Raw genomic sequence first — 26,443 nt, 5'->3', positions numbered from 1 at the left:
GCAAACGCCGAGGCGCTCCCCGCACCAGTTTGCGATGTTCGGACGCGACCACGCCCGCACCACCGCGCCTGAAGTCGAGGCCGGTGCGGCCGGTCGTGGTTCAATGCAGGCGATGGCCACCCGGCCAACGTCGCGAAATCACCACGCCGCGCAGCCATGGGCACGGCCACGGCTGGAGGATCAGGGTCGGTAGCCGGCGCGGGTGTGGAAGCGCTCACGTTGGTGAGCCGGCGTGGCCTCACCCGCGCCGGTAGTCGTGGGGTGACTGGCCCGTGTGGCGGCGGAACGCGCGGCTGAAGTCGGACGGGCGGTCGAAGCCCCAGCGGGTGGCGATCGAGGCCACCGTGTGCTGGGCGAAACGCGGGTCGATCAGGTCACGGGCGGCCCGTTCGAGGCGGCGGGCGCGGATGTGGGCGGCGATGCTCGCGTGGTGGTGCTGCTGGAAGATGCGGTGCAGGTAGCGCAGCGAGACCCGGTGGGCGGCGGCGACCGCGGCCGGGGTGAGGCCGGGCCGGTCCAGCCGCGTCTCCACGTACGAGATGATCTGCAGGTAGAGCACGTGCGAAGGTGAGCGCAGCGGCGGGTCCTCGCGTTCGAGGTGGTGGGCGACCAGCGCGGTGGTGAGGTCGACGGCGGTGTGCCCGAGCCGTTTCGCGTCGCGCTCGGTGTAGTCGTCGTGGTCGTCACGCACGGTCAGCAGGAACTGGGCCAGCAGCCGGCCCAGGCCGCCCGTGCCGGGCAGCGACGTCGCGCAGAGCCTGGTCACCTGCGCCGGGGCCAGGGGCAGCAGCCGGCGCGGGAACTGCAGGATCACCGATTTCGAGACGCCGTCGCCCGTACGGGCCTCGAACGGCCGGGAACTGTCGTAGAGCACGAACTCACCGCCGCCCAGGACCGCCCGGACGCCCTCCTGGTCGATGCACTGCGGACCGGCCTGGATCAGGGCGATCTGGTAGAACTCGGGATCGGAGATCCGGATCGTGCGCGGGGACCGCCGCGAGGTCAGCGACGTGTACGACATCGCCGTGACCTGCACCTCGCCCAGCGCGACGGCGCCCAGCCGGGCCGTGAAGGCCAGCGGGTCCACACTGCCGATCTCGGTGGGGATCAACGACGTCGAGGTCGCGCTCTCCCACGCCTGCAGGCGGTCCGGCGCGGGCAGGGTGGCGCTGTCGAACAGCGTGCGCATGACCTCAGCGTGTCATGCGTGCGCCAATTGCACAGGGCAGTGCGCTGCATGCTGCGGACACGGCCGCGTCACAGGCCGACAATGGCCACTGTGGAGCGCTCCGGGCAACGAGGGGGCGGCCGGTTGGCGGGCGCGGCCGTGACCGGGGCGCTCCTCAGATCCACCTGCTGCCCAGCCACATGCGGGCGGACCAATCCTCGTACGGGATGGTCTCGTTGGTGAAAATCGGGAAGAAGTAGGCGAAACACAGCGCCACCAGGATGATGTAGGCCCCGGCGACCACAGTGCCGACCAGCTGGCGATCGGTCCGGGCCGGGCCGGTCGTCATCCCCCCGGGCGGTGTCATGATCGCGCCGAGCACGTAGACGACGGCCAGGATCAGGAACGGCAGCGCGGGCAGCACGTAGAACGAGAACATCGTCCGGCTGTCCTTGACCGCGTAGTAGAACCACGGCGCCAGGCCCGCGAAGGCCGGGACGAAGATCGCCCACGCCCGCCAGTCGCGCCGGGCCAGACCGAAGAAGATCAGGCCGGCCAGGGCGGGCAGGAACGACCACCACAGCAGCGGCGTGCCCAGCAGCAGGATCTCGCGTGCGCAGCTGGGCGCCCCGCAGCCGGTGGGGGTGTTCCAGTCGAACGCCACCGGCCGGCCGAGCAGCAGCCACTGCCACGGCCAGGACTGGTACGGGTGCGGCTTGGTCAGGCCGCTGTGGAACCCGTACGCCACCTGGTGGTAGTGCCACAGGTTGAGCAGCGCGCCCAGGATCGGTGGCTCACTGAGACCGCTGACCTCGCGGTGGTGGCGGAGATAACCCGAGTCGGTGACGAACCAGCCGGTCCACGTGGCCAGATAGCACACGACCGTCAGGGCCACGCCGGTCACGCCCCAGGCGAGGTCCTGGCCGAGCCCGGTCACGATCGGCCGGCGCAGACCCGCCGAGCAGCGGGCCTGCCAGCGCCACATCAGCACCAGGCCGCCGAAGAACGGCAGGAAGAACAGGGCACTCCACTTCACCCCGAGCGCCAGCCCGAACAGCACGCCGGAGACGAGCAGCCACCACGGCACGATCCGGGGCGCGCGGAACTCCATCGCCGGGTCGTAACCGCCTTCGAGCGCGCGCAGCAGCCGCCGCCGGTAGTGGTCCCGGTCGAGCACCAGCGCGGCGAACGAGGCCAGGACGAACAGGCCGAGGAAGATGTCGAGCAGCGAGGTTCGCGACAGCACGAGCTGGAAGCCGTCCAACGCCATGAGCAGCCCGGCCGCCCCGGCCAGCAGCACCGAGCGGAACAGCCGATAAGCCACCCGTACGAGGATGAGGATCATCAGGGTGCCCGCCACCGCGACCGGGACCCGCCAGCCGAGCTCGTTGTTGCCGAACACGGCCTCCCCCGCCGCGATCAGCCACTTGCCCAGCGGGGGATGGACGACGTACGCGGGCCCGTTGGTCTTCTCGTCCCATTCCACGCCGTGCTGCAGCATGTCCCAGGCGTCGGTCGGGTAGTACACCTCGTCGAAGATGTAACCCTTGCGGTCGCTCAGCCCCGGGAACCGCAGCAGCGCCGCGACGACCACGACGAACCCGGTGACGAGCCACGAGTACGGGTTGAGCCAGTCGTCGAGCGTGCTCAGCCGGCGGCGCACGACATCCGGAACGTTCCTCGGGGCCTGCTCCGGAGGCGCTTCGCTCTGCACGGTCACCGTCGTCACCCCGCGATCGTAGTGCTGCCGCCCACACCCCTCACGACCCGCGCCTGCGCAATCGGCGGCCGGCGAACTCGTGCCCGATCCACGGGCCTGGTCCGTTGTCGCGCGCCGGCTAGCGGGCGCTCGTCACCGCCAGCCGCACGCCCAGGCCGATCAGCACCACGCCGGTCACGCGGTCGATCGCGCGGCGCACCGGGGCGCGGTCCAGCAGCCGGCGCAGCGCCGAGACGAGTGCGGCCACACTGGTGAACCAGACGATCGTGACCGCCACGGCCAGTCCCGAGAGCACCACCGTGTCGGCGATGCCGGGCTCGGCCGGCAGGAACTGCGGCAGCAAAGCCACGAAGAACACGGCCGCCTTGGGGTTGAGCACGTTGCAGAGCAGCCCGTCCCGGAACGCGGCCCGCTTGGACTTGCGCGCCCCCGGTTCGACCGCCGCGGCCTGCCCACCCGAGCGCAGCGAACGCACCCCCAGGTAGAGCAGATAGCCCGCCCCCACCAGCTTCAACGCCGTCAGCGCGCCCGGCGCCCACGCGATCAGCGCCGCCACCCCCGAGGCGGCCGCGGCCGCCCACACGAACACGCCCGCCGCGATCCCGGCCGCCGTGGCCATCCCGTGCCCGCGCCCGGACACCACCGAGTGCCGTACGACCACGGCGAAGTCCGGACCGGGCGACATCGCCCCCAGCGCCACCACCAGGATGAAGGCCCACGTGTTCATGCTGTCTCCCGCTCCCTGGGCTCCCGGCCCCGCCGTCCGGGCCCGCCGGCCACCTTAGGCCCCTGCGACCCCCGCCCGCAGCGCCCATTGGTTAGGGTCCGTCGGCATGACCGCCCGCCTCCGCCTCCTCGCCGCCGGGCTGGCCACCGTGCTCTCCGGCTGCACAGCGCTCTCCGGTTGCACAGCGGACCGCCCGTGGACCACCGCCCCACCGGCGGCGCCGGCACCGAGCGCGATGCCGTCCGCCGGGGCTCCCGCATCCCTGTGCGCCTCCGACGGCAGTTACCTGCGCACGGAGACGGTCGACGCCGCCATGGGTCTGCGCGCCCTCGGCATCTCCCTGGTCAATTGCGGCCGTACGCCGTACGAGGTCGACGGCTACCCCGAAGTGCGGGCCTTGGACTCCCGGCGGTCCCCCCTCCCCGTCGAGGCTCTCGAGGGCGTCGGCCCCATAGCCCCCGGCATTCCACACCGCGACGCCGCCCCGAGCCCGTTCACCCTGGCCCCGGGCGCCCGAGCCACGGCCATCATCGTCTGGCGCGCCAAGTACGACGACCCGAGCCGGCCACCCCTCACCGTCCCCCTGCTGCAGATGGCGGTCCGCCCCGGCCGGCCCGCGCACGTGCTGGCCCCGGAGGGCGGCCTCGACCTGGGCACCACGGCCCGTTTCGGCGTCAGCCCGTGGCTGCTCGTGGATGGCCCCTGACCCGTCAGCCGACGGCGGTGACGGTCAGGACGTCCCCGCGCGGGCAGAGCAGATAGCCGGGGACGCCCTGGCATCTCTGCTCGGTGAGCCGGTCGACCGTGCCGAGGACGGTCTGCCGGCCGGTGGCCAGGTCGAGGCGGTTCACCGCGGTGCGGTCGCCGGATGGTCCGGTGGGCCGCAGCAGCGTCAGCGACCCGGCCCGGCCGGCCACGAACGCTTCCTGACCGCCGATCGGCCGGCCGATCGTACGGCCGGTGGCCGCGTCGACCAGCACCGTCGTGGCCGAGGCCAGGTTGGCGGCGGCGGAGAGCAGCAGGCGGTCCGGGCCGAGGTCCCACACGAACTTCATGTCGTCGCGCCGCCAGACCGGGCGGCCGGTGGCCGGATCGCGCCCGGCCACACCGCGCACGCCGGCCGTGCAGATCAGCGGGCCGCAGCCGGTGACGGAGCCGATCAGTTCGTCGGATCGCCACAGCGGGCGCAGGTCAGCGGCGCGATAGACGGTGGCGACGGTCTGGGCCGACGCCGTACGGACCACCACCAGCTGGGCGCCGACCGGGAAGAACGTCGAGGAGTACACCCCGTTCCAGGGGATGCGCGCCCGATGGCGGACGGCGCCGTCGGCGTAGCCGTGGACGGTGGTGTCGCCCGTGCCGGTCACCGTCACGACCGCGGCCGGGCGACCACCCTCGACGACCGTCGTCCACTCCTCGGCCGGGGTGATCGACCGTCGCCACACCTGCTGACCGTCGCGCCGCCCGACCAGGCGCAGGCCGTCGACGGCACCGGACCGGCCGGTCTCGGCCAGCAGCACCTCCGCACCGGACGCGCTCGGCGAGAAGCTGCCGAAGGACTGCCAGAGCCGCGCGCCGGTCTCCGCGTCGAGCGCGACGGTGCGAGGCCCCGGCGCGGACGTGGACGGCCCGGTGGCCACCAGCACGACGTCGCCGGCGGGCCGGATCCCGTACGCGTCACCGGTCGGCGAGCTCCACCGCAGGCGCCCGGTGGGCAGGTCGTACGCGACGACCTCGGCCGGACCGGAGGCGCTGCTGCGATTCAGGTACACGGTCCGCCCGTCCACGGCCACGATGTCGCTCGGCCGCAACGTCGTCGCCCACAGCGGCCGCACCAGCGACGGCGCCGGCGGCGCGGACGCGGTCATCGCGGCCAGGCCCACCACGGTCAGGAAGGCCAGCACCAGCCGGCGCAGCCGGGCCACATCGACCGCCGCGGCCGCCGGCTCGACGGCCGCGCCCGCGTCACCGAGGTCGATCAGGGTCATGACGCCGGTGTGGTGGCCGGCCGCACGGCCTTGCTGACCACGGGGTAGCGGTCGCCCCGGCACTGGTAGATCTTGCCGCCGGCGGTCCGGTGGCGGGCCAGCTCCGGCACGACGATCGCCCGCCCGGTCACCCGCTCGTCGCCGGACCCGGCCGGCTCGTCGAAGCGGCGGTCGTCGCAGCAAGCGAGATACCGCCCGTACCAGGCGGCGGTCTCCGACCGTGCAGGTGCCATGACGCCGATCGTCGCACGTCGGCGGCTCGGCCCGGGGCCGCGGCGGTTGCGCATGTTCACCTGGGTGATCGAGCCTCGCCGGCCGGGCGGGCCAGGTCGACGACGTGACCGGCCACGTTGACCGCGTGGTCGGCGTACCGCTCGTAGAAACGCCCCAGCAGGGCCCCGTCCACCGCGGCCTCCACGCCCAGCGGCCAGTCCGGGCTCAGCATCACGGCGAACAGCCGCCGGTGCAGCTGGTCCATCGCGTCGTCGTCCTGGTCGAGGCCCGCCGCGAGCACCGCGTCCTGATCGGCCAGCGCGGCCACCACCTTGCCGGCGAGCCGGTCGGCCACCTCGCTCATCGCCGCGAACAGGGTGGTCAGTTCGGGCGCGACGGCCGGTGCCGGGTGCCGGCGCAGGGCGGACCGGGCGACGTGCACGGCGAGCTCCCCCATGCGTTCCAGGTCGGCGGCCACCCGTACGGCGGTCATGGTCACCGGCAGCTCGGCCGGGCTCAGCCGCCGCCTGCCCACCAGGTCGTACACCCGGTCCTCGACGAGGCGGAACAACACAGTGATCTCGGCGCCGCGCTCGAGCACCAGCTGGGCGGACGTGTGGTCGGTCGTGAGCAGGGCGGTGCTGGCCTGCCGCATCGTCTCGCGGACGGCCTTGGCCATCGTGACCAGCGTGCCGCCGACCTGACTCAGTTCGCCGTGAAAACCCTGGGGCATGCCCTCTCCCAGCCTCCCGCTCGCGTCGTCTCCGGCATGTACTGATGGCGCACGTCGATGATGCCAGCAACCACGCGCCGCGGTGTGGTCCCGAGACGCGGGCCACCTCACACCGGCTTGTCGGCAAGATCGCGGCTTCCGTTCCAGCGCGTGCCCGGCTGCGAGCCGTCGCCGGTCGAGCGTGCGCTGGTTGCGACGTCGGCGGGCGGCCGGCCACCCCGCGAGCCGCGGCGCAGCCCCGCGTGATCGGCAGGACAGGCCCCTAGGCCACCCACGGGCGCTTGGCGCGGTGGCGTTGCTTCGTGCGGTACATGTCGGCGTCGGCTGCGGCGGCCAGCTGGGCGAAGTCGGTTCCGGTTTCGGCGTGGGCGTGGCCTATGCTCGCGCCGACCTTGCGGGGGCCGCTGCGGGTTGCGATCGGTTCGCTGAGGGCGTGGTGGATCCGGTCGGCGGTGTCGCGGAGCAGCGGGCCGACCTCGGGGCCGGTCAGTACGACTATGAACTCGTCGCCGCCGGCCCGGGCGAGCAGGTCCTCGGGGCGTACGAGGTGGGTCATGCGGTCGGCCACGGTGCGCAGGACCTCGTCGCCGGCGTCGTGACCGCCCGCGTCGTTGACTGCTTTGAAGTCGTCGAGGTCGATCACCATCACGCCGATCTGGCTGCCGGGGCAGGCGGCCAGCTCGTCGGTGAAGGAGCGCAGCAGAGCCCGGTTGGCCAGGCCGGTCAGGGGGTCGTGGGTGGCCGCGTGGGCCAGGCGGGCCCGGCTCTCGGCCAGCTCGTGGTGCAGGCGGGCGTGGTGCACGGCGATCGAGGCGTGCTGGGCGAACAGTTCGAGCATCTCGCGCTGCACGGGGCCGGGCAGGCGGCCGTTCAGGGGCAGGTCGACGCTGAGCACGCCGGCCAGTTCGCCGGTGGGCGCGGTGAGTGGCGCCAGGAGCATGTCGTCGGGGTGCCAGCCCTCCGGTGAGTCGGGGACCGGGAGCGTGCCCGACGTCCAGGTGATCATGTCGTCGGGCATCGCGTGGCCGTGGCCGATGAAGAACAGCGAACCCCACCGCTCGGCCTTGCCGAACAGTTCGTCCCAGATGGCCAGGGTCGTGCGGGTGCCGAGCAGCGAGCGCCGGATCTCCTCGGTGCCGTCGGCCGAGACGACCAGGAAGTCGCCGTCCGGCTGCACCACGTTGATCACCGCGACCTCGAAACCGGACGCCCGGGTGACGCCGTGCACCACCGCGTCCATGGTCGCGGTCAGGTCGAGGCTGGCGTGGACCGCCCGGCTGACCTCCTGGAGCGTACGGAGGCTTTCGAGCTGCGCGAGGGCGTCGGACAGCCGCGTCGACAGGTCCTCGATGTCGGTCACGCCGCCTCCCCAAGCGGGCCGCGGCCTCCGTGCCACGCGCCTGAACGTCGGATCTTATCCAGATTACGAGCCGAGCGCGTCCCGCAACGTGCGGGCCGGTCCGCGTACGGGGAAGGGGTCTTGATAGGCGCTGGTCACAGACTGTGGCACGACGGCGCGCGAAGTGCTTGGGTTTGTCCGTGAGTGAGGCCACCGAGCTGGACGATGCCACCACGACGACCAGGTGGACGCACAGGGTTACGACGCCGTTGCGCGACTTCCTGCGCACCGAGGCGGGCAGCGCCGGGGTGCTGGTCGCCGCCGTCGTCGCCGCGCTGCTGTGGGCGAATCTGGCCGACGGCAGCTACGAGTCGTTCTGGGAGACCCCGGTCAGCCTGCGGTTCGGCGACGCCGACCTCGAACTGGCCCTGCGGGAATGGGTCAACAGCGGCCTGATGACGCTGTTCTTCCTGGTGGTGGGGCTGGAGGCGCGGCGCGAGTTCGATCTGGGTGATCTGCGGGACCGGCGCCGGTTCGTGCTGCCCGCGGTGGCCGGGGTCGTCGGTATGCTGTTGCCGATCGGCATCTACCTGGCCGTCACCCACGGCGGGCCGGGCGCGGCGGGCTGGGGCGCGGCGATGTCGACCGACACCGCGCTCGCGCTGGGCCTGCTCGCGCTGGTCGGGCGGAACGTGCCCGTGCAGGCCCGGTTGTTCCTGGTCACCGTGTCCGTGGTGGACGACGTGGTCGCCCTGATCGTGATCGGTGTGGCCTACTCCGAGGAGTTCCACCTGCCGCCGCTGCTGCTGGCGCTCGGGGTTTACGCGTTCACGCTGCTGATGGTGCGGGCCGGTGTCCGCAGCGGTTTCGTCTACCTGCCGTTCTTCCTGGTCATCTGGGGTGCCACCCTGCAGAGCGGGGTCGACCCGGTGGTCAGCGGGCTGGCGATCGGCCTGGCCGCGGCCGCCTACACGCCCGCGCGGGGCGAACTCGAACAGGCCAGCGACCTGTTCCGCTCGTTCCGCGAACAACCGACGGCTGAATTGGCCCGTTTCGCGAGGATCGGCGTGCTGCGTTCGCTGTCCCCCAACGACCGTCTGACCCGTACGTGGTCGGGGGTGTCGAGTAATCTCATCGTGCCGCTGTTCGGCCTGGCCAACGCGGGCATCGAGATCCACGGCGACTTCCTCGGTCAGGCGCTCATGTCCCCGGTGACCGTGGGCATCTTCCTGGCGTACGTGGTGGGCAAGCCCGTCGCCATCACCGGAGTGTCCGCGCTGGTGACGTGGGTGACCGGGGGCCGCATCCGCCCCGCGGCGGGCTGGGCCTCGGTGCTGGGCACGGGCACCATCGCCGGCATGGGCTTCACGGTGTCGTTCCTCATCGCGAACCTGGCCCTCGAAGGCCCCGATCTGGCCGAGGCCAAACTGGGCCTTCTGCTCGGTGTCGTGGCCTCGTCCGCGACCACCTGGGCCGTCTTCTTCGTGACCAGCCGGATGCCCAAGCCGCGCCGGGCGGTGGCCCTGCTGGGCGACGTCGACGAGCTGACCGACCTGATCCCCGACGTCGACCCCGAGCGCGACCACGTGCGAGGTCCGGCCGAGGCCTCGGTCACCCTGGTCGAGTACGGCGACTTCCAATGCCCCTACTGCGGGCGCGCCGAGCCGACCGTACGGGAACTGATGACCGACGACGACCTGCGTTACGTCTGGCGGCACCTGCCCCTGACCGACGTGCACCCCCAGGCCCAGCTGGCCGCGCAGGCCGCCGAGGCCGCCGGGCTGCAGGGCCGGTTCTGGGAGATGCACGACTTGCTGATCAGCCGGCAGGAGCACCTGCGCATCGCCGACCTGATCGCCTACGCCGGGGAGCTGGGGCTCGACCAGGACCGCTTCCACGCCGACATGATGGAACCGGTCTGCAAGGAACACATCACCGCCGACCTGGAATCGGCCGACCTGAGCGGGGTGTCGGGGACCCCGACGTTCTTCATCAACGGGCGCAGGCATTACGGGGCGTACGACGTGGCCACGTTGAAGGAGGCCATCCGGGTGGCGCGCGTCCGGGCGAAGATCGCCGCCAAGCGCCGCTGAGACGGTCGGAGTCAGGTGGACAGCCCCGAGATGAGGAACCGGGCGACCATCCCGTCCTCCGCGTGATCCTCGTTGTCCTCGTCGTCCCCGGCTTCGCTGTAGAGGCGCGCCGCGGCTTGCGCCGCTTCGAGCCGGTCGTACGGATCGTGGCAGCGTCGCGAACAAGCCAGCCAGCCGGCCTGTTCTGGCGGACACGTCGACCGGCAGGACGCGTTTGAACATTCAGCGATCTACGGCGCGTGGGGGACGATCTCCCGGGCCGGCTCGAGCCGGACGTCGACGGTCACCGGTCCACGGTCAGGCGGGCGGCCACGCCGGGGCGTGAGAGTAGTTGCGGTACGTCGTGGTCCGGCGTGGTGTGCAGCATCAGGCTGGTGCGAGCCTGGTCGAAGGACTCGTGGACGGTCCGGCCGAAGGCCAGCGCGGAGTAGAAGGCCGCGGCGAAGATGGTGGCCGAGCGGTCGTCGACGGGGCGGCGCATGCCGACGACGTGGTCGATGTGCTGGGCGATCTGCTGGGCCTGGGTGGCCGACCAGCAGGCGTTGAGGACAACCAGCCGGACGGTCTCCTTCATGATGCGGAAAAGCTCAGTCAGGGCCGCTGGTCTGATCGGGCTGCTGCTGCCGGCACCGGACAGCACGATCTCGCCGGCGGGCTGCCGTGTCCGCTGAAGTGGACGATCTGCGGGTTGTGTTCGTTGAGATGCTGCAGCAGGTCACCGGGGCGTACCGCCCATCGCGTGACGAGGTCGAAGACCTGGCGGTCACGGGACAACCGGAGCTTCTCCGTGACCTCCCGTGCCTCCTCGTCGAGCGCAAGCCGCGATGTGGCCAGGGGGTTGGCCGCCAGGAACAGGATCCGGACGCGCGGCTGATGGCCTGGCACCGGGGCGGACTCGCCGTGCTGGATCAGGTTGCCGCCCTGAACGGCGTAGACGGTGGCGTTCGGCCCGGCCGTGTTGTGCTGGACCCAGGACGGGGCCAGATCCCGATCCGAGTCCTGACCGTTGGTTCCCATCCACTCACTCTTGCAGACAGTGCCGCCGTCCGGGGAGCGGCGGCTCTGCCGGGCAAGGACGGTCAGGAGGCTGTGCGCGGGGTGAGGCGGCTCTCGGCGGGGACCGGGGACGGGAAGCCCAGCACGGCGAGTTCGCCGCGGACCTGGTTCTCGGCCTGGCAGTCGGTGGTGCAGGTGGTCGGCGGGTTGGCCACCTCGGTGGCGTCCTCGCCGGTGACCATGCCCATGCGGCCGCCCGAGGCGACGTCCCAGATGGACACCCCGCCGCAGTGGTCCTTCGTCTCGGTCAGGCCCAGCGTGTTCGTGAAGTCGGGGCCGCACTCAGGTGAAGGGACTCGGGTGGCGACCTGGGCGCTGTCGCGGAGGACCAGGCGTGGGGCTGTGTCGTTGGCGATGGTGACTCGGGGGGTCACGCGGACGCAGGCCGGCCCGGCGGGACCCGCGACCGAGGTGCATCCGGAGCCGAGGTACTGGCCGAGGCGGGCCCGGAAGTTCGGGTTGTCGTAGTAGAACGTGGTGTCGGCCAGGGTGTGCACGATCCGGGTGGCGGTGCCGTCGCCGCGGGCGGGTTCCATCTGGAAGATGCCGCCCTGAGCGCAGTCCTTGGCCTGGATCTTCATGCTGAGGCCGCCGGGGCCCGTACGGGAGATGACCATGTCTTCGTCGCGCAGTTCGAGGCTGATCGCGCTCGTCAGGGTGAGCCCGCGGTGGTCGGGGACCTTGCCGGCGTAGATGCCGACCGCACGGCCGCCGGTCATGTCACCGGTGTTCGGGGCGCCGGTGAAGGCGTAGTCGTACAGGGCGAAGGTGGCCGGGTCGATGGTGAAGCGGGTGTATTTGCCCTGGACGGTGAACCGGCCGGCGGGCGCGGCGACCGTGCCCCGGAAGCGGTCCTTGGTGCCGGTTGTGCCGAGGACGGTGTAGCTGCCGCCGGTGCAGAACTTGGAGCTGGCGGCCTGCGCGGCGGGCTGGGCGGCGACGACCGCCAGCGGTACCACGGACAGAGCGGCCAGGGCCGCGAACGTGCGCTTGATTGACATGCGCTGCACTTTCGCGGCCCGGCGGCTAAGACCGGGTTAAAGCGGCGCTAAAAGACCCGGTCGATGAACGTGGCCACGGAGAGCACCCCGAAGAGGGCGAAGGACCAGATCAGGGCGGCCAGCCGGACGCCCCGGACCCGGATGGGGGCGGGCAGGATGCGCCGGTTGATCAGGATGAGCAGGGCCGAGTAGACGAACATCATGAAGCCGCCGACCACTGCCGAGATGACCAGCAGGACGATGGGCTGGTCGAAGCCGGCCACCAGCACCACGATGCCGATCGCGACCAGGCCCCAGACCAGGCCGGCGTAGACCTTGCTCTCGTCGGCGTCGCGGGCGTACGAGGTCTTGATGACGTCGGCGGCCAGCCGGCTGGTGTAGTCGACGATGCCCAGGGCCGCGGCGAACAGGGAGAACGCGCCGATGATCCAGAACAGGTACTGGAACCAGTTGCCGACGCGGTCGGCCAGCACCGCGCCCTCGACCTCGAGGAAGCCGATGCTGTTCTCCAGCCCGTCGCGGCCGAAGACCGTGGAGTAGGCCAGCAGCGACGTGAACAGGATCGTCACGAAGGTGATCAGCACGAATGTGGCCAGCTGCTCGATGTTGGCGAACTTCCACCAGCCCCGCCAGCGCCGCAGGTTCTCCTCCGTCGGCTCGAACACGTAACCCGTGCTGGGGGCGGCCTCGGACTGGCCGGTCACGGGGCTGACGAGCCGGGGCGCGTACGAGCCCATGCCGTATCCCTTGTCGCGGATCCAGTTGGACTGCACCAGGTTCTGCCCTCCCCCGGCTCCGGCGAAGGCGAGCGCACCCAGCAGCAGCGCGAAGCCGAGCTCGTCGACGGGCACGCGGGGCCGGGTCACCACGTCGGGCAGGTCGCTCCAGGCGGACGCGCCGATCGCGAAGATCGCGGCCACGACGAAGAAGGTGAGCACGGCGGCGACTTTGAGCATCTGGGCTCGTTCGAGGGCCACGTAGACGACCGGGGCCAGGGTGAGGATCAGCCCGATGGCGATCAGCATGCACACCGCGATCACGGTGCGGTTGCCGCCGAAGATGTACGTGGTGAGGGTGGCCGAGCTGGTGGCCCAGCCGGGCCAGAGGTTGGCGAAGTACGTGAGGATCGCGAAGACCAGGCCCCAGTGTTTCCAGTAGCGGCTGAACCCGGTGAGCGCGGTCTCGCCGGTGGCCAGGGTGTAGCGCTCGATCTCCATGTTGAGGAAGTACTGGGTGATCAGGCCGACCAGCGCGGCCCAGACGAAGACCAGGCCGACCTGCGAGGCGATGTACGGGAAGAGGACGAACTCGCCGGAGGCCAGGCCGACCCCGGCGGCGATGATGCCCGGGCCGATCAGTTTGCCGTAGCGGCGGGGCTCGTCGGGCAGTTCACGGATCTCGGGCGCGGGCAGATAGCGGGTCGGGAAGGCGTCGGTGGTCGCCACGGCCGCTCCTCACGGGACCTCCACCCTGGACAGTCCAAGACCAACATGTCAAGGGGCCCCGTACTTTCGGCTCGTACGGGAAAACTTTTGTCCAATCAGCGGAAAGCCATGGACTTTCCAACGAAAGCAAACGAAGGTATTCACCACCCTGAATCGTCGCGGTAACCCTGGAGTGCCGATGAAACGTTTGTTCGTGGCCGCCCTGCTCGTCGGGACGTTCACCGCCGCGCCGGCCTACGCCGCCGCCGACCCACCGCAGGAGCCCGGCGTCACGCTCCGGACGTACGACATCGGCCTGCCGATGAGCAAGGTGTGCGAGCTCAAGCCCAGCCAGACCCCCAATGTGGACAAGCTCATGCCCACCGTCGACTGGTCCACCACCGACCAGTTCGGGCTCAACGACAACTTCATCACGCACGCGCTGGCCAACCTGACCGCGCCGGCCGCCGGGGCGTACACCTTCCGGCTGGTCAGCGACGACGGCTCCAAGCTCTACATCGACGACGCGCTCGTGGTCGACCACGACGGGCTGCACGACGTCGAGCCGCCCGGGGAGGGCACGGCCGAGCTGACCGCGGGCGTGCACAAGTTGCGCGTCGAGCACTTCGACAAGACCGGCGGCCAGCGGCTGACCCTGTCGTGGAAGACGCCGGGCGCGAGCGACTTCGAGGTCGTGCCCACGAGCGCGCTGAGCACCGACGCCGGTGTCGTACGGGTGACCGCGCCCGGCCAGAAGGAGTGCGCCGAAGGCACCGACGCGCCCGGCGACGGGCTGCCGCTGACCGCTGTGAACCCCGGCTACAACCTCACGAACCTGCGCCCGCCGGGCTTCGAGCCCCAGGTCACGGGCATCGCGTGGCGCCCCGACGGCAAGATGCTGATCAGCACGTGGGGCGGCTCGGACAAGGTGCTCGGCGAGGTCTACCTGGTCTCCGGCACCGCCGGCACGACCGGGCCGGACAAGGTCACGTACAAGAAGATCGCCGAAGGCCTCAAGGAGCCGATGGGCCTCGCGGTCGTCGACGGGCTGGTCTACGTGTCGCAGAAGCACGAGCTGACCGAGCTCAAGGACACGAACTCCGACGACGTCCTCGACACCAAGCGCACCGTCGCCACGTGGCCGTTCGGCGGCAACTTCCACGAGTTCGCGTTCGGGCTGCTCTACAAGGGTGGCAACTTCTACCTCAACCTGAGCGTCTCGATCAACCTGGGCGGCGCGACGACCGACCCGCAGCCGGTCCGCGGCCGCGGCACGCACATCGTGGTCAACCGCAAGAGCGGCAAGGTCACGACGGTCGCGGGCGGCCTGCGTACGCCCAACGGGATCGGCTGGGGCGAGGGCGGCGACATCTACGTCACCGACAACCAGGGCGGCTGGCTACCGTCGTCGAAGCTGCTGAAGATCGAAGAGGACGCGTTCTACAACCACTACACCAACCCGGACGGCAAGTTCGACGCCAACCCGGTGACCCGGCCGGTGCTGTGGATCCCGCAGAACCAGATCGGCAACTCCCCCAGCACGCCGGTGCTGCTCAAGTCGGGCCCGTTCAAGGGTCAGTTCGTGATCGGCGACGTCACGTACGGCGGTCTGCAGCGGGCCGCGCTGGAGACGGTGCACGGCGTCGAGCAGGGTGCGATCTTCCGGCACACCCAGGGCCTCGAGGCGGGCATCAACCGGGTCGCGATCGGGCCCGACGGCGCGATCTACGTGGGCGGGCTCGGCGCCGACGGCAACTGGGGGCAGGAGGGCAAGCTGCGCTTCGGGCTGCAGAAGCTCACCCCCAACGGCAAGACCGTGTTCGACATGAAGACGATGAAGGCCACCCAGACCGGCTTCAAGATCGAGTACACGAAGCCGCTCAACGCTTCGACGATCGAGGGGCTCAAGGCGAAGTACGCCGTCGAGCAGTGGCGCTACGTGCCGACCGCGCAGTACGGCGGCCCGGAGGTCGACCGGGAGACCCTGGCGGTCACCGACGCGAAGGTCTCCGGTGACAAGAAGACGGTGACCCTGACCGTCCCGGGGCTGCGCAAGGACCGGGTGGTGCACCTGCGCTCCCCGCGCCCCTTCGCGGCCGCCGACGGTGAGACGCTGTGGAGCACCGAGGCCTGGTACACGATGAACGAGAAGCCCGGCCCGCAGACCCAGCAGGTCTTCTACGAGGCCGAGGAGGGCAACCGGGAGGGCGGCGCGTCGCTGGCCACCGACCACCGCGGTTTCTCCGGCATCGGGTTCGTGGCCGGGTTCGGCAACCTCAACGCCTCCACCACCAACCACGTGACCGTCGACAAGGCCGGCGACTACACGGTCGGGCTGCGCTACTCCAACGGGCCCAACCCGTTCAGCGGCACCAAGACGGTCAGCGTCTACGTCAACGACAAGAAGATCCGCCAGGTGTCACTGCCGTCCACGGTCACGTGGGACGAGTGGGCTTCGGTCTACGAGACGCTCAAGCTCAAGAGGGGCGTCAACACCATCCAGTGGCGGGTCGACGCCTCGGACTCCGGGCACGTCAACCTCGACCAGATCAGCGTGCGCAAGCCCAGCGCGCGGATCGTGCTCTTCGACGGCAACGGCCTCGACAACTGGCAGCACACCGACGGCCGGCGCCCGCAGTGGCCCGCTGTCGCCCCGAACGCGACCGAGGTCTGCTGCGGCGACATCCGTACGCTCGAGGCGTTCGGCGACTACAAGCTGCACGTCGAGTTCAAGGTCCCGCTGCTCCCCGACGACGTGACCGGGCAGAACCGGGGTAACAGCGGCGTCTACCAGCAGGAGCGTTACGAGCTGCAGATCCTCGACTCGTACGGGGACACGACGCTCGCCAACAACGAGGCCGGCGCGATCTACACCGTCAAGGCGCCCGACGTGAACGCGGCCACCGCGCCCGAGACATGGCAGAAGTACGACATCACGTTCCGCGCGGCCCGCTACGACGCGGCCGGGGCGAAGACGGAGAACGCCCGCATCACCGTCGTCTGGAACGGTCAGAAGGTGCACGACAACATCGAGATCCCCAACGGCACCGGCGGCAACATCCCGGAGGGCCCGGCCACCGGCGCCATCCGCCTGCAGGATCACGGCAACAAGGTGCAGTACCGCAACATCTGGATCGAACCGGCCGCGAGCTAGACGGCGGCCGGCAGGGCTCCCCAGTGCGGCGACGCGGCGATCATCTCGGTGGTCGCCGCGGCGCCGGCCGGGCGGTTCCAGAGGTAGCCCTGGCCCGCGTCGCAGCCCAGCTCGCGCAGCTTGGCCAAAGTCGCCTCGTCCTCGACGCCCTCGGCGATGGCCCGCAGCTTGAGCGAGTGGGCCAGGGCGATCATGGCCCGGACCACGCCCTCGCGGGACTCGTCGGTGGCGATGCCGGCAGTGAAACTGCGGTCGATCTTCAGCGCGTCCCAGTGCCGTCCGGCCAGGCGTGACACCGACGAATAACCGGTGCCGAAGTCGTCGACGGCCACCGCCACCCCGTGCCGGCGCAGCTCGGCCAGGGTACCCGTCATGACGGTGTCGTCGACCAGGCCGGTCTCGGTCACCTCGAGGATCAGTGCCTCCGGCGGGGTGCCGTGCGCGGCCAGGGCGTCGAGCACCATCGGGACGAGCCGGGAGGCGTTGAGCTGCCGCGGCGACACGTTGACGGCCACCGGCGGGCGCCAGCCGAACGCGTCGTACCAGGCGTCCTGCTGGGTCAGCACCTCGGCCAGGACCTGCTCGAAGAGCTGCCCGATGATGCCGACGGTCTCGGCGTGCGGCACGAACTCGTCCGGCGCCAGCAGGCCACGTTCCGGGTGCCGCCACCGTACGAGGGCCTCCAGCGCGTACAGCCGGCCCGTCGCGAGGTCGATCTCCGGCTGGTAGAAGCATTCCAGCTCGCCGTTGGCCAGGGCGTGGCGCAGCTCGGTGTCGAGCTTGAGCCGGGCGCCGGCCTCGGCCGCGTACCGGTCGTCGAACCGTTCGGCCCGGCCCCGGCCGCCGCTCTTGGCCCGGTACATGGCGGTGTCGGCGTCGCGCAGCAACTCGTCCGGGTCGGCCTTGTAGTCGTCGGTGGTGCGCACGCCGACCGACACCGACGGGTAGAGCTCGACGCCGTCGATGACGATCGGCTCGGTGAACGTGGTGACCAGGCGCTCGGCCACGACGTCGGTGTCGGCGTCGGTGGCCTCGGGCATCAGGATGACGAACTCGTCGCCGCCGAGCCGGGCCACGATGTCGCGGCCGTCGCGCACCGAGGCCACGATCCGCTCGGCGATCGTGACCAGCATCCGGTCGCCCGCCGCGTGGCCCAGGCTGTCGTTGACGTCCTTGAACCGGTCGAGGTCGCAGAACAGCAGCGCGACCTTGCTGCTGCCGTCGGCGGGCAGCTCGGCCAGCGCGAACGTGAGGCGGCGGAGCAGCTCGGTGCGGTTGGGCAGGCCGGTCAGCGCGTCCTGGGTGGCGCGCCGGCCCATGTCGCGCAGCGGGCGGCGGATCCGGATCGCGGCCAGCGTGGCCGAGACCAGCACGGCCACGCTGACGAGCTGGTCGGCGCCGTCCACGGTCACCGCCGCGTAGGCGTCCAGCAGCAGCACGCCCGTGATGACCAGCATGTAGCGGCGCACGCTGAGGATGTTGGTGGAGACGTGCAGCGGCACGTTGAGCTGCGGCATCTGCGGGTGCAGGGCGGCCGCGCCGATCAGCAGCGGCATGAGCATCCAGCCCAGGTCCATCCAGCCGCCGGACTCGTACGTTCCGTTGAGGCTGGCCGTGGCGTAGTAGGCATCCGCGACGAACCACGCCATCATGCCCGCCACCAGCAGCCGGGCCGGCGCGCGGCGCATCTCCATGCTCAGACCCGCCCGCAGCGCGCCGAACAGCACGATCAGCGTGCCGACCGGGGTGCCCACGGCGACCAGGACGGCCAGGCCGTTGCCGCCGCCGCTCAGGGTCGGGCTGATGATGTGGATCCAGTACTGCAGGGCCAGCGGGACGGTGAGCACGCCGGCCTCGAGCACGCTGTCCCGGCCGGCGTGATGGCTCAGCCGCGCCACGGCCACCACGGCCAGCAGGTGCGCGGCGATGTAGAGGACGTCGGCCACCGACGGGAAGGGCGGGGCGGCGTGCACCAGGTCGTAGCCGGCGAAGATGATGTCCCCGGCCGCCGACAGCGTGAGCGCGGCGGCCAGCATGGTCCAGGCGGCCTTGTTGCGGGGCTGCTTGCGGTGCAGGCCGATCCACGCGGCCACCGCGCCGCTGGTGTTGATCGCGGGGAACATCCAGTTGGTGAACGCGTTGGGCGGCAGCACGACGTACGCGACGGCCGCGACGCCGCCCATCAGCAGGAACCACAGCCAAACCCGGCTCGTACGGGGTACGGCGCCGGATTCGCGCGGCACTGCGGGCATGTGTGTCTCCGGCCGGTTGCACCTGAGTTGCGGACTCGGTGGTGATCGGCCGGGCGGGGTCCGACTTGACGGTCGGTCGGACATATCACAGTGAGCTCAATGCGTATGGGCCGTGGATTCTGAGCGATGTCGGGCCGGCCCGCGCGCCGGTTGACTGACAGGCATGTTCGCACTGAGAGTGACCGCACTGATCGCGGCGACGATGACGACGGGTCTGATGGCCGGCGTGTTCGGCCTCTACCAGCACACGGTGATGGCGGGGCTGGCCCGCACCGACGACCGGACGTTCATCGGTGCGTTCCAGGCCCTGGACCGGGCGATCATCAACCCCTGGTTCATGACCGGCTTCGCCGGCGCCCTGCTGTTCACGGCGGCCGCGGCGATCCTGAGCCCGGGGCGCGAGATCCTGCCCTGGGTGCTCGCGGCGCTGGTGCTCTACATCGTGGTCTTCGGGATCACCGTGGCCGTCAACGTGCCGCTGAACGACGCGCTCAAGGCGGCCGGCTCCCCCGACAGCATCGCCGACCTGGCCGGCGTGCGCGCGGCCTTCGACGAGGCCCGGTGGACGGCTTGGAACCTCGTGCGCACCATCGCCACCACCGCGGCCTTCGGGTGCCTGTGCTGGGCGCTGGTGGTGCGCGGCCGGCTGGGCTGACCCCACCGGCCGCGCGCTGCTACCTGCTGGCGCCGGCTCGCCGCTTCGTCCAGACGTCGAAGGCGACGGCCGCCAGCAGCACCGCCCCCTTCACCAGCAGCACCTGCTCGCTGGGGGCGCCGATCAGGCTCATGCCGTTGTTGATCACACCCATGATCAGGCCACCGGTGATCGCGCCGACCACCTTGCCCACACCGCCCTGCACGGCCGCGCCCCCGATGAAGGCGGCCGCGATCGCGTCCAGCTCGAACTGGTCGCCACCGGTCGGGTTGGCCTGATTGAGCCGCCCCGCGAAGATGATGCCCGCGAGCGCCGACAGCACCCCCATGTTCACGAAGATCCAGAACACGACGGACTTGACCTTGACGCCGGACAACGTCGCCGCCTGCAGGTTGCCGCCGACCGCGTAGATCTGCCGGCCGAACACGGCCCGGTTGGTCAGCAGCGAGTAGCCCAGCACGAGCGCGGCCAGCAGCACCAGCACCCAGGGCACGTTGCGGAACCGGGCCAGCTGCACGATCACGAACATGACCACGAACCCGGCTAGGGCGATCTTGAGCACGAACAGCGGGAACGGCTCGACGGCCTGGCCGAACTTGACCCGCCCGGCCCGCGAGCGCCACTGCGTGACCACGATGCCGGCCACGGCGGCCACCCCGACCAGCAGCGAGACCAGGTCGGCCCCGCCCAGCGCGCCCAGGCCGATGTTGCCCAGATAGCCGTCGGTGAAGCCGTTGGAGAGGGTGCGGACCTCTTCCGGGAAGGGCCCGATGCCGCGGTTGCCGAGGATGTTGTAGGTGACCGCGCGGAACAGCAGCATGCCGGCCAGCGTCACGATGAACGCCGGGATCCCGAAGTACGCCACCCAGTAGCCCTGCCACGCGCCGATCGCCGCCCCCACGAGCAGCGTGATCAGCAGCGCCAGCGGCCACGGGACGTCGTGGTTGACCATCAGCACGGCCGCGACCGCGCCGGTGGCCGCCACGATCGAGCCCACCGACAGGTCGATGTGCCCCGCGATGATCACCAGGATCATGCCGATGGCCAGGATGAGGATGTACGAGTTCTGGACGATGATGTTGCTGATGTTCTGCGGGGCGAGCATGTCGCCGCCGGTCAGGATCGTGAACAGCAGCACGATCGCGACGAACGCGATGTAGATGCCGCTCTGCCGCAGGTTGATCTGGAAACGGCGCGGGCCCCGGGGGGCGAAAGAGAAAGCTTCCCGCTGCTTGGAGGGGGCGATGCTCATCGCGGCGCCTCCCCGGTCATGAGGGTCATGAGCCCTTCCTGGGTGGCCTCGGCCCGCGGCACCTCACCGGTGATCCGCCCGGCCGAAAGGGTGTAGATGCGGTCGCACAGCCCGAGCAGCTCGGGCAGCTCGCTGGAGATCAGCAGCACCGCCTTGCCCTCGTCGGCGAGCCGGTTGATGATCGTGTAGATCTCGTACTTGGCGCCGACGTCGATGCCGCGGGTGGGCTCGTCCAGGATCAGCACGTCGGGATCGGTGAAGATCCACTTGGACAGCACGACCTTCTGCTGGTTGCCGCCCGAGAGCTTGCCGGTGACGCTGGAGACGCTCGGCGCCTTGATGTTCAGGCTCTTGCGGTACGACTCGGCGACCTTGTACTCCTCGTTGTCGTCGACCCAGCCCCGCCGGGCCAGCTTGCCCAGCCCGGCCGCGGAGACGTTGCGCTTGATGTCCTCGATCAGGTTGAGCCCGTACCGTTTGCGGTCCTCGGTGGCGTACGCGATGCCGTGGTCGATGGCCTCGCGCACCGAGCGCAGCCGGATCTCCCGGCCGTCCTTGAAGATGCGGCCGCTGATCCCGGTGCCGTACGACCGGCCGAAGATGCTCATGGCCAGCTCGGTGCGGCCGGCACCCATCAGCCCGGCCAGCCCGACGATCTCACCCCGGCGCACGCTCAGGTTGGCGCCCGACACGAGCAGCCGGCCGTGCTGGGTGGGGCTGTGCACGGTCCAGTTCTCGACCCGCAGGACCTCCTCCCCGATGCGCGGCTCGTGCGGCGGGAAACGGTGGTCGAGGTCGCGGCCGACCATGCCGCTGATGATGCGGTCCTCGGTCAGGCCGGCGGCGTCGAGCGTCGTGATCGTCTTGCCGTCGCGCAGGATGGTCACCCGGTCGGCGATCTCCAGCACCTCGTTGAGCTTGTGCGAGATGATCACGCAGGTGATGCCCTCGTCGCGCAGGCCGCGCAGCAGCCCGAGCAGGTGCGCCGAGTCCTCGTCGTTGAGCGCCGCGGTCGGCTCGTCCAGGATCAGCAGCTGCACCCGCTTGGACAGCGCCTTGGCGATCTCGACGAGCTGCTGCTTGCCGACGCCGAGGTCGAGCACCTGGGTGACCGGGTTCTCGCGCAGGCCGACCCGGCGCATCAGGTCGGCGGCGGCGGCGTTCGTCCGGTTCCAGTCGATCAGGCCGCGCCGGGACTGCTCGTTGCCGAGGAAGATGTTCTCGGCGATCGACAGGTTGGGCGCGAGCGCCAGCTCCTGATGAATGATCACGATGCCGCGGTGCTCGCTGTCGCGGATGCCGGCGAACCGGCCCTCCTGCCCGTCGAACTCGATCGTCCCGGTGTAATCGCCGTGCGGGTAGACGCCGGAGAGCACCTTCATCAGGGTGCTCTTGCCGGCGCCGTTCTCCCCGCAGATCGCGTGGATCTCGCCGCGGAGCACCTCCAGATTGACGTCGTCCAGGGCCCGTACGCCCGGGAAGGTCTTGGAGATGCCCCGCATGCGCAGGATGGAATCCGACATCACTTGAGCTGGGACTCGGTGTAGTAGCCGGAGTCGACGAGTTCCTTCTTGTAGTTGCTCTTGTCGACGATGACCGACTCGAGCAGCATCGACGGGACGACCTTCTTGCCGTTGTCGTAGTCGGTCGTGTTGTTCGTCTGCGGCGTCTGCCCCTTGAGCACGGCGTCGGCCATCGTGACGGTGGTCTTGGCCAGCTCGCGGGTGTCCTTGTAGATCGTCGAGTACTGCTCGCCGCGCAGGATCGACTTGACCGAGGCCTGCTCGGCGTCCTGCCCGGTGACGATCGGCCAGGGCTGCGCCGCGGTGCCGTAGCCGTTGCTCTTGAGCGCCGACAAAATACCGATCGAGAGACCGTCGTACGGGGAAAGGACCCCGTCGACCTTGGAACCGGTGCGATAAGTGGACGTCAGCAGGTCTTCCATCCGGTCCTGCGCCCGCTTGGCCTGCCAGCGCAGGATCGCGACGGTCTTGAAGTCGGTCTGCTTGCTCTTCACGACCAGCGTGCCGTCGTCGATCTTGGGCTTGAGCACGCTCATCGCGCCGTTGAAGAAGAACGTGGCGTTGTTGTCGTCGGGCGAGCCCGCGAACAGCTCGATGTTGAACGGGCCCTTGGCGTCACCCGCCGAGCCGTCCGGCTTGAGCACCTTGAGCCCGGTGAGCAGCGACGTCGCCTGCTGGACGCCGACCTTGAAGTTGTCGAACGTGGCGTAGTAGTCCACGTTCGGGCTCTCGCGGATGAGCCGGTCGTACGCGATGACCGGGATGTTGGCAGCCTTCGCGTTCTCGAGCTGCGTGGTGATGGCGGTGCCGTCGATCGAGGCGATGATCAGCAGCTTGGCGCCCTTGGTGATCTGGTTGTCGAGCTGCTGCGTCTGCGTCGGGATCTTGTCCTCGGCGTACTGCAGGTCGACCTTGTAGCCGAGCGCCTCGAGCTGCTTCTTGAGGTTGTCACCGTCGCTGATCCACCGCTCGCTGGAGCGGGTGGGCATGGTGACACCGATCAGGGCGCCCGTGTTGTCGCCCGGGGCGGCTTGCTGGTCGACAGTTTTCTCGCTTGAACCACATGCGGCCAGGGAGGCGGCGAGCACGGTGGCGCTGAGCACCGCGCCCATCCTGGACATTCTCATGCGGAACTCCTTGGGGTCCGTCGGAGCGGGAGTGCGGTCGAGTGTGAACGGTCACACGAACGGGTGTCAACCGTTCCGAGCAACGTTGCCGTCATTTGGCCGTTACTTTGTTATCGATAACAGAAGGGTCTCGGAACGATCGATGCTCGACTCTCCCCCGCCCGGACCCCACCCGTGATCTGCTGGCCACATGACCTTCACGCTGGTGACCCGGTTCGCGGTCGACGACGCCGAACTGAGCGAACTGCACGCGCGGGCGTTCGACGGCGACCCGGCCGTCGTGACCCCGTGGGCGAGTCGCCTGGCCCGGCACGCGCTGACCTGGATCGGCGCCTTCGCCGGCGAACGCCTGATCGGCTTCGTCCAGGTCTGCTGGGACGGCGGCGCCCACGCGTTCCTGCTCGACACCGCCGTCGACCCGGCCTGTCAAGACAGCGGCGTCGGGACGGCGCTGGTGTCAGCCGCCGTCGCCGAGACGCGAGCCGCCGGCTGCGCCTGGCTGCACGTCGACTTCGAGCCCCGTCTCCGGCACTTCTACCTGGACCGGTGCGGCTTCCGCCCGTCCGAGGCAGGCCTGATCCGGCTCTGACCCCGGCCCCCGTCCGCCCCGCAGCCTGCCCGGCCGCGCACATGCCGCAAACTCACCGAGGGGCGCGGCCTCAGCAACCGAACACCGCGTCGTGCGGCCCGGACAGGTGTAACGGAACATGCCCGGTTCAGGCAGCCGGCCCCGGCCGGGTCAGGTGCCAGTGGCCCAGGTCGCCCGTCTCGCCGGTGCGGACGAAGGTGTGCACCAGCTCCCAGGCGTGCTCGACGTCGAGGACGAACTCGCCGTCGAACCGGATCAGGTCGTCCCGGACCGGCACCTGGACGTAGGCCCCGTCCGGCACGCTGCCGTCCCCGCCGAGCAGGAAGGATCGCGCCGCCGGGTCCGTCCCCACCGATCGGACAACCGCATACAGGCCGCGAAAACCGATGCTCAGCCGCCGTGACCCCGCGTCCGGAAACGCGACCTCCACGTAACCCCGGATCCGGCGGCGACGCAGATGCTGGAAACGATCGTCCAAGCCGGCCCAGCCGGAGTGCACCGGCACCGCGCAGAAGAGCCGTGATCGCACTTCCGTCGCCCACCAGGCCACATTCATCGACGCAGCATAGGGGATCGGGTGCCCAGCCCTCAGACGCCGACGCCGCGAATGCCGGAACCAAATTGATCATTCAGAAGCCCCCGCTTTGATCGGCACGCCGGCCACGGCCGCTGCCCGCCTTTCACACCGGTATTGCCGTTCACCGGACTGGCGGCTGTTCTGGAAACTCGGCACGGGACAGCCCCCGCTCACGACAGGTGACACAATGCGCCGGTGCCGGTCCCCGCCGAACGTCCTCCCCGAGACCAGGTCGTCACGGCGTTACTGCGCGACGGCGACCGGCTGCTGCTCTGCTACCGGTCACCCCGCAAACGCAACAACGCCGATGTCTGGGACCTGCCCGGCGGACTGGTCGAGCCCGGCGAACTGCCCGCCGCCGCACTCGTGCGCGAACTCCGGGAAGAACTGGGCATAGACATCGCGCCGCCGTCGGGCCCGCCCGACGGCGAAGTCCACGGCGACACCTTCGACATCCAGATCTGGGTGATCGAGACGTGGACAGGCTCCCCGATCAACGCCGCCCCGGAGGAACACGACGCCATCGCGTGGTTCACCGAGGACGCACTGCCCGGACTCAAACTGGGCGTAGCGTGCCTCGCCCTACTCGGCGACCCCACCCCGCGCCACAGGACGACCCAGAAACGAACCGACCCGCAACGCCACAACTGACCCCCACCCGCCGACGGCGAGACCCGCCCGCCGCCGACAACCCGTGGCGCCAGCAGCTCGACGGACTCATCAATTCAAGCCGCAGCCGTCGGCGCCCGGCGCAGTCCGGCGCAGAGCCACAGTGTCAGGCAGCAGGAACGCCCCGAGCGGCGGCCGCAGCGCGAGTAGCGGCCGCAGCGCGAGCAGCACGAGCAGCCCGCGCAGCACGAGCAACGCGCGCAGCACGAGCAGTCGGCGCACGGCGTTCGCCGAGGTGGCCAGGCGTACGGACCGTGCCGGCGAGCACCAGTCGCAGCGCGAGTAGCCGACGCAGCTAGCAGCACGAGTAGCGAGCGCAGCGGGAGCAGCGGGCAGGGGCAGCGATCAGCAGCAGCTGCTTATAAGGCCAGCGGCTCGACCGACCCAGCGTCGAGGGCTCGGCGAACCCTGTCGGCGCCCACGCGGATCAGCTTTCCGTACTCGTCGTCGGGCACCGCGTCCAGATCTGCGACGGCGGCCGCCAAGTGAGTACGCGCCGCTTTCGCGTGGCCGGAGCGGCGGTGTGCGTCGGCCAGATTCAGGTGCAGCGACGGCAGCAGCGCCCGCACCTGCCAGGCGGCGTCGTAACTCCGGGCACGCTCGTCGGACAGCCTCGCCGCCTCAGCCAATGCACGCTCGTCCCACATCAACTCGTCGGCCACAGTCTCCTGCAGGTCGGCCGCGTAGTGCGCGATGCTGCACCGATGCAGGGGGTCGTCACTGCCGTCCCACAGCCCAGCCAGCGCCTGACGCGCCCCGGCCCGGTCACCGGCCCGCCCCCGCCCGACGGCCGCCGCGATCGCCGCCATCACGTCGTCGACACCATTACTCGGGGACTCGCTCACGTTCCACTCCAGGCGATTGCACAACACGACGCCCGCGACTCTGACCCCTCAACCAGGTCGAGAGTCAACGCAACACCGAGACTCCGAACTCGATACCAGTTCAGGCCGCCCGGAAGGCAGCAGCCCGACGACAGCGACCGACACGGCCTGCACGAACTGCGGCCGCAGCGAATGGTGTGGGTTCGCGGCGACGTGCGGGCCCGTGGCGACTGGCGGCAGCGAGCGGCCCGCAGCGGGCGGTACGGCTAGACAGTAGCGGGCGGCAACGAGCGACGAAGGACCGCGACCAGCCGCGACCAGCGACGACCAGCGGCGACGAGCGACGAAGGACCGCGACG

Annotated in this window: 23 protein-coding genes and 1 pseudogene; 6 read left to right on the top strand and 18 right to left on the bottom strand. The window is 70.4% G+C overall.

Going from position 1 to position 26,443, the window contains the following annotated elements:
- Positions 1-238 precede the first annotated feature (238 nt).
- From BKA14_RS08840 to BKA14_RS08830, 3 genes are all read right to left on the bottom strand, one after another.
- Positions 239-1,189, bottom strand: coding sequence for an AraC-like ligand-binding domain-containing protein (locus BKA14_RS08840; RefSeq protein WP_184950419.1), 951 nt, complete (start codon positions 1,187-1,189; stop codon positions 239-241).
- A gap of 154 nt (positions 1,190-1,343) precedes the next feature.
- Positions 1,344-2,897 (bottom strand): dolichyl-phosphate-mannose--protein mannosyltransferase, encoded by a 1,554-nt coding sequence (locus tag BKA14_RS08835; RefSeq protein WP_184950418.1) that lies wholly within the window; start codon positions 2,895-2,897, stop codon positions 1,344-1,346.
- A 109-nt stretch (positions 2,898-3,006) separates the two neighbouring features.
- Positions 3,007-3,615 (bottom strand): LysE family translocator, encoded by a 609-nt coding sequence (locus BKA14_RS08830; protein WP_203721903.1) that lies wholly within the window; start codon positions 3,613-3,615, stop codon positions 3,007-3,009.
- Positions 3,616-3,721: 106 nt separating this feature from the next.
- Between BKA14_RS08830 and BKA14_RS08825 the strand changes: the two genes are divergently transcribed.
- Positions 3,722-4,321, top strand: coding sequence for a DUF4232 domain-containing protein (locus BKA14_RS08825; protein ID WP_184950417.1), 600 nt, complete (start codon positions 3,722-3,724; stop codon positions 4,319-4,321).
- A 4-nt stretch (positions 4,322-4,325) separates the two neighbouring features.
- Here the strand turns inward: BKA14_RS08825 and BKA14_RS08820 are convergent, their stop codons facing one another.
- The 4 genes from BKA14_RS08820 to BKA14_RS08805 all read right to left on the bottom strand — a co-directional run bounded on the left by BKA14_RS08820 (position 4,326) and on the right by BKA14_RS08805 (position 7,909).
- On the bottom strand, positions 4,326-5,603 hold the full coding sequence (locus tag BKA14_RS08820; protein WP_184950416.1) for an outer membrane protein assembly factor BamB family protein: 1,278 nt from the start codon (positions 5,601-5,603) through the stop codon (positions 4,326-4,328).
- Positions 5,600-5,836 (bottom strand): hypothetical protein, encoded by a 237-nt coding sequence (locus tag BKA14_RS08815; protein ID WP_184950415.1) that lies wholly within the window; start codon positions 5,834-5,836, stop codon positions 5,600-5,602. The genes BKA14_RS08820 and BKA14_RS08815 overlap by 4 nt, the downstream gene beginning before the upstream one ends.
- 56 nt (positions 5,837-5,892) lie before the next feature.
- Positions 5,893-6,549 (bottom strand): phosphate signaling complex PhoU family protein, encoded by a 657-nt coding sequence (locus BKA14_RS08810; RefSeq protein ID WP_184950414.1) that lies wholly within the window; start codon positions 6,547-6,549, stop codon positions 5,893-5,895.
- A gap of 262 nt (positions 6,550-6,811) precedes the next feature.
- Positions 6,812-7,909: a diguanylate cyclase domain-containing protein gene (locus BKA14_RS08805; RefSeq protein WP_184950413.1), complete on the bottom strand. Its 1,098-nt coding sequence runs from the start codon at positions 7,907-7,909 to the stop codon at positions 6,812-6,814.
- 197 nt (positions 7,910-8,106) lie between these two features.
- Between BKA14_RS08805 and BKA14_RS08800 the strand changes: the two are divergent.
- A pseudogene (locus BKA14_RS08800) lies at positions 8,107-10,028 on the top strand (Na+/H+ antiporter NhaA); the annotation flags it as partial.
- 236 nt (positions 10,029-10,264) lie between these two features.
- On the opposite strand, the gene BKA14_RS08795 reads toward BKA14_RS08800, so the two are convergent.
- From BKA14_RS08795 to BKA14_RS08780, 4 genes are all read right to left on the bottom strand, one after another.
- Entirely contained in the window at positions 10,265-10,555 is a 291-nt protein-coding gene (locus BKA14_RS08795) for a CHAT domain-containing protein (protein WP_369076704.1), read from the bottom strand.
- Positions 10,556-10,572: 17 nt separating this feature from the next.
- Positions 10,573-10,998 carry a hypothetical protein gene (locus tag BKA14_RS08790; protein ID WP_184950411.1) on the bottom strand — a complete coding sequence of 142 codons (426 nt, stop codon included), beginning with the start codon at positions 10,996-10,998 and terminating at the stop codon, positions 10,573-10,575.
- Positions 10,999-11,060: 62 nt separating this feature from the next.
- A complete protein-coding gene (locus BKA14_RS08785; protein WP_184950410.1) occupies positions 11,061-12,038 on the bottom strand; it encodes a hypothetical protein in 978 nt (325 codons plus the stop codon).
- A 47-nt stretch (positions 12,039-12,085) separates the two neighbouring features.
- A complete protein-coding gene (locus BKA14_RS08780; RefSeq protein ID WP_184950409.1) occupies positions 12,086-13,483 on the bottom strand; it encodes an Nramp family divalent metal transporter in 1,398 nt (465 codons plus the stop codon).
- A 178-nt stretch (positions 13,484-13,661) separates the two neighbouring features.
- Here BKA14_RS08780 and BKA14_RS08775 point away from each other — a divergent pair, with 178 nt between their 5' ends.
- Entirely contained in the window at positions 13,662-16,616 is a 2,955-nt protein-coding gene (locus BKA14_RS08775; protein ID WP_184950408.1) for a 3-keto-alpha-glucoside-1,2-lyase-like domain-containing protein, read from the top strand.
- On the opposite strand, the gene BKA14_RS08770 is transcribed toward BKA14_RS08775, so the two are convergent.
- A complete protein-coding gene (locus tag BKA14_RS08770; RefSeq protein ID WP_184950407.1) occupies positions 16,613-18,868 on the bottom strand; it encodes a putative bifunctional diguanylate cyclase/phosphodiesterase in 2,256 nt (751 codons plus the stop codon). The two genes, BKA14_RS08775 and BKA14_RS08770, sit on opposite strands and share 4 nt — an antisense overlap.
- Positions 18,869-19,031: 163 nt before the next feature.
- On the opposite strand from BKA14_RS08770, the gene BKA14_RS08765 reads away from it, so the two are divergent.
- Positions 19,032-19,523: an anthrone oxygenase family protein gene (locus BKA14_RS08765; RefSeq protein WP_184950406.1), complete on the top strand. Its 492-nt coding sequence runs from the start codon at positions 19,032-19,034 to the stop codon at positions 19,521-19,523.
- A 19-nt stretch (positions 19,524-19,542) separates the two neighbouring features.
- On the opposite strand, the gene mmsB is transcribed toward BKA14_RS08765, so the two are convergent.
- From mmsB to chvE, 3 genes are read right to left on the bottom strand one after another with little or no spacing between them, the layout of a single operon-like run.
- Positions 19,543-20,775 (bottom strand): multiple monosaccharide ABC transporter permease, encoded by a 1,233-nt coding sequence (gene mmsB / locus BKA14_RS08760; protein WP_184950405.1) that lies wholly within the window; start codon positions 20,773-20,775, stop codon positions 19,543-19,545.
- Positions 20,772-22,298: a multiple monosaccharide ABC transporter ATP-binding protein gene (gene mmsA / locus BKA14_RS08755; protein WP_184950404.1), complete on the bottom strand. Its 1,527-nt coding sequence runs from the start codon at positions 22,296-22,298 to the stop codon at positions 20,772-20,774. The genes mmsB and mmsA overlap by 4 nt, the downstream gene beginning before the upstream one ends.
- Positions 22,298-23,425, bottom strand: a complete 1,128-nt coding sequence (gene chvE / locus BKA14_RS08750; RefSeq protein ID WP_184950403.1) for a multiple monosaccharide ABC transporter substrate-binding protein — start codon at positions 23,423-23,425, stop codon at positions 22,298-22,300. Before chvE ends, mmsA begins: the two co-directional genes overlap by 1 nt.
- A 190-nt stretch (positions 23,426-23,615) precedes the next feature.
- On the opposite strand from chvE, the gene BKA14_RS08745 reads away from it, so the two are divergent.
- On the top strand, positions 23,616-24,014 hold the full coding sequence (locus BKA14_RS08745; protein WP_184950402.1) for a GNAT family N-acetyltransferase: 399 nt from the start codon (positions 23,616-23,618) through the stop codon (positions 24,012-24,014).
- A gap of 127 nt (positions 24,015-24,141) precedes the next feature.
- On the opposite strand, the gene BKA14_RS08740 is transcribed toward BKA14_RS08745, so the two are convergent.
- Positions 24,142-24,570: a hypothetical protein gene (locus BKA14_RS08740; RefSeq protein ID WP_184950401.1), complete on the bottom strand. Its 429-nt coding sequence runs from the start codon at positions 24,568-24,570 to the stop codon at positions 24,142-24,144.
- 216 nt (positions 24,571-24,786) lie between these two features.
- Here BKA14_RS08740 and BKA14_RS08735 point away from each other — a divergent pair, with 216 nt between their 5' ends.
- Positions 24,787-25,242: an NUDIX domain-containing protein gene (locus BKA14_RS08735; RefSeq protein WP_184950400.1), complete on the top strand. Its 456-nt coding sequence runs from the start codon at positions 24,787-24,789 to the stop codon at positions 25,240-25,242.
- A gap of 69 nt (positions 25,243-25,311) precedes the next feature.
- On the opposite strand, the gene BKA14_RS08730 is transcribed toward BKA14_RS08735, so the two are convergent.
- A complete protein-coding gene (locus BKA14_RS08730; protein ID WP_184950399.1) occupies positions 25,312-25,482 on the bottom strand; it encodes a hypothetical protein in 171 nt (56 codons plus the stop codon).
- Between the two features lie 137 nt (positions 25,483-25,619).
- On the bottom strand, positions 25,620-26,105 hold the full coding sequence (locus BKA14_RS08725) for a hypothetical protein (RefSeq protein WP_438861874.1): 486 nt from the start codon (positions 26,103-26,105) through the stop codon (positions 25,620-25,622).
- Positions 26,106-26,443 lie beyond the last annotated feature (338 nt).

This window comes from Paractinoplanes abujensis (genome assembly GCF_014204895.1).
Classification (GTDB): domain Bacteria; phylum Actinomycetota; class Actinomycetes; order Mycobacteriales; family Micromonosporaceae; genus Actinoplanes; species Actinoplanes abujensis.
Note: the sequence above shows the minus strand (reverse complement) of the source record. Positions and strands in the feature narration are given on the sequence as shown.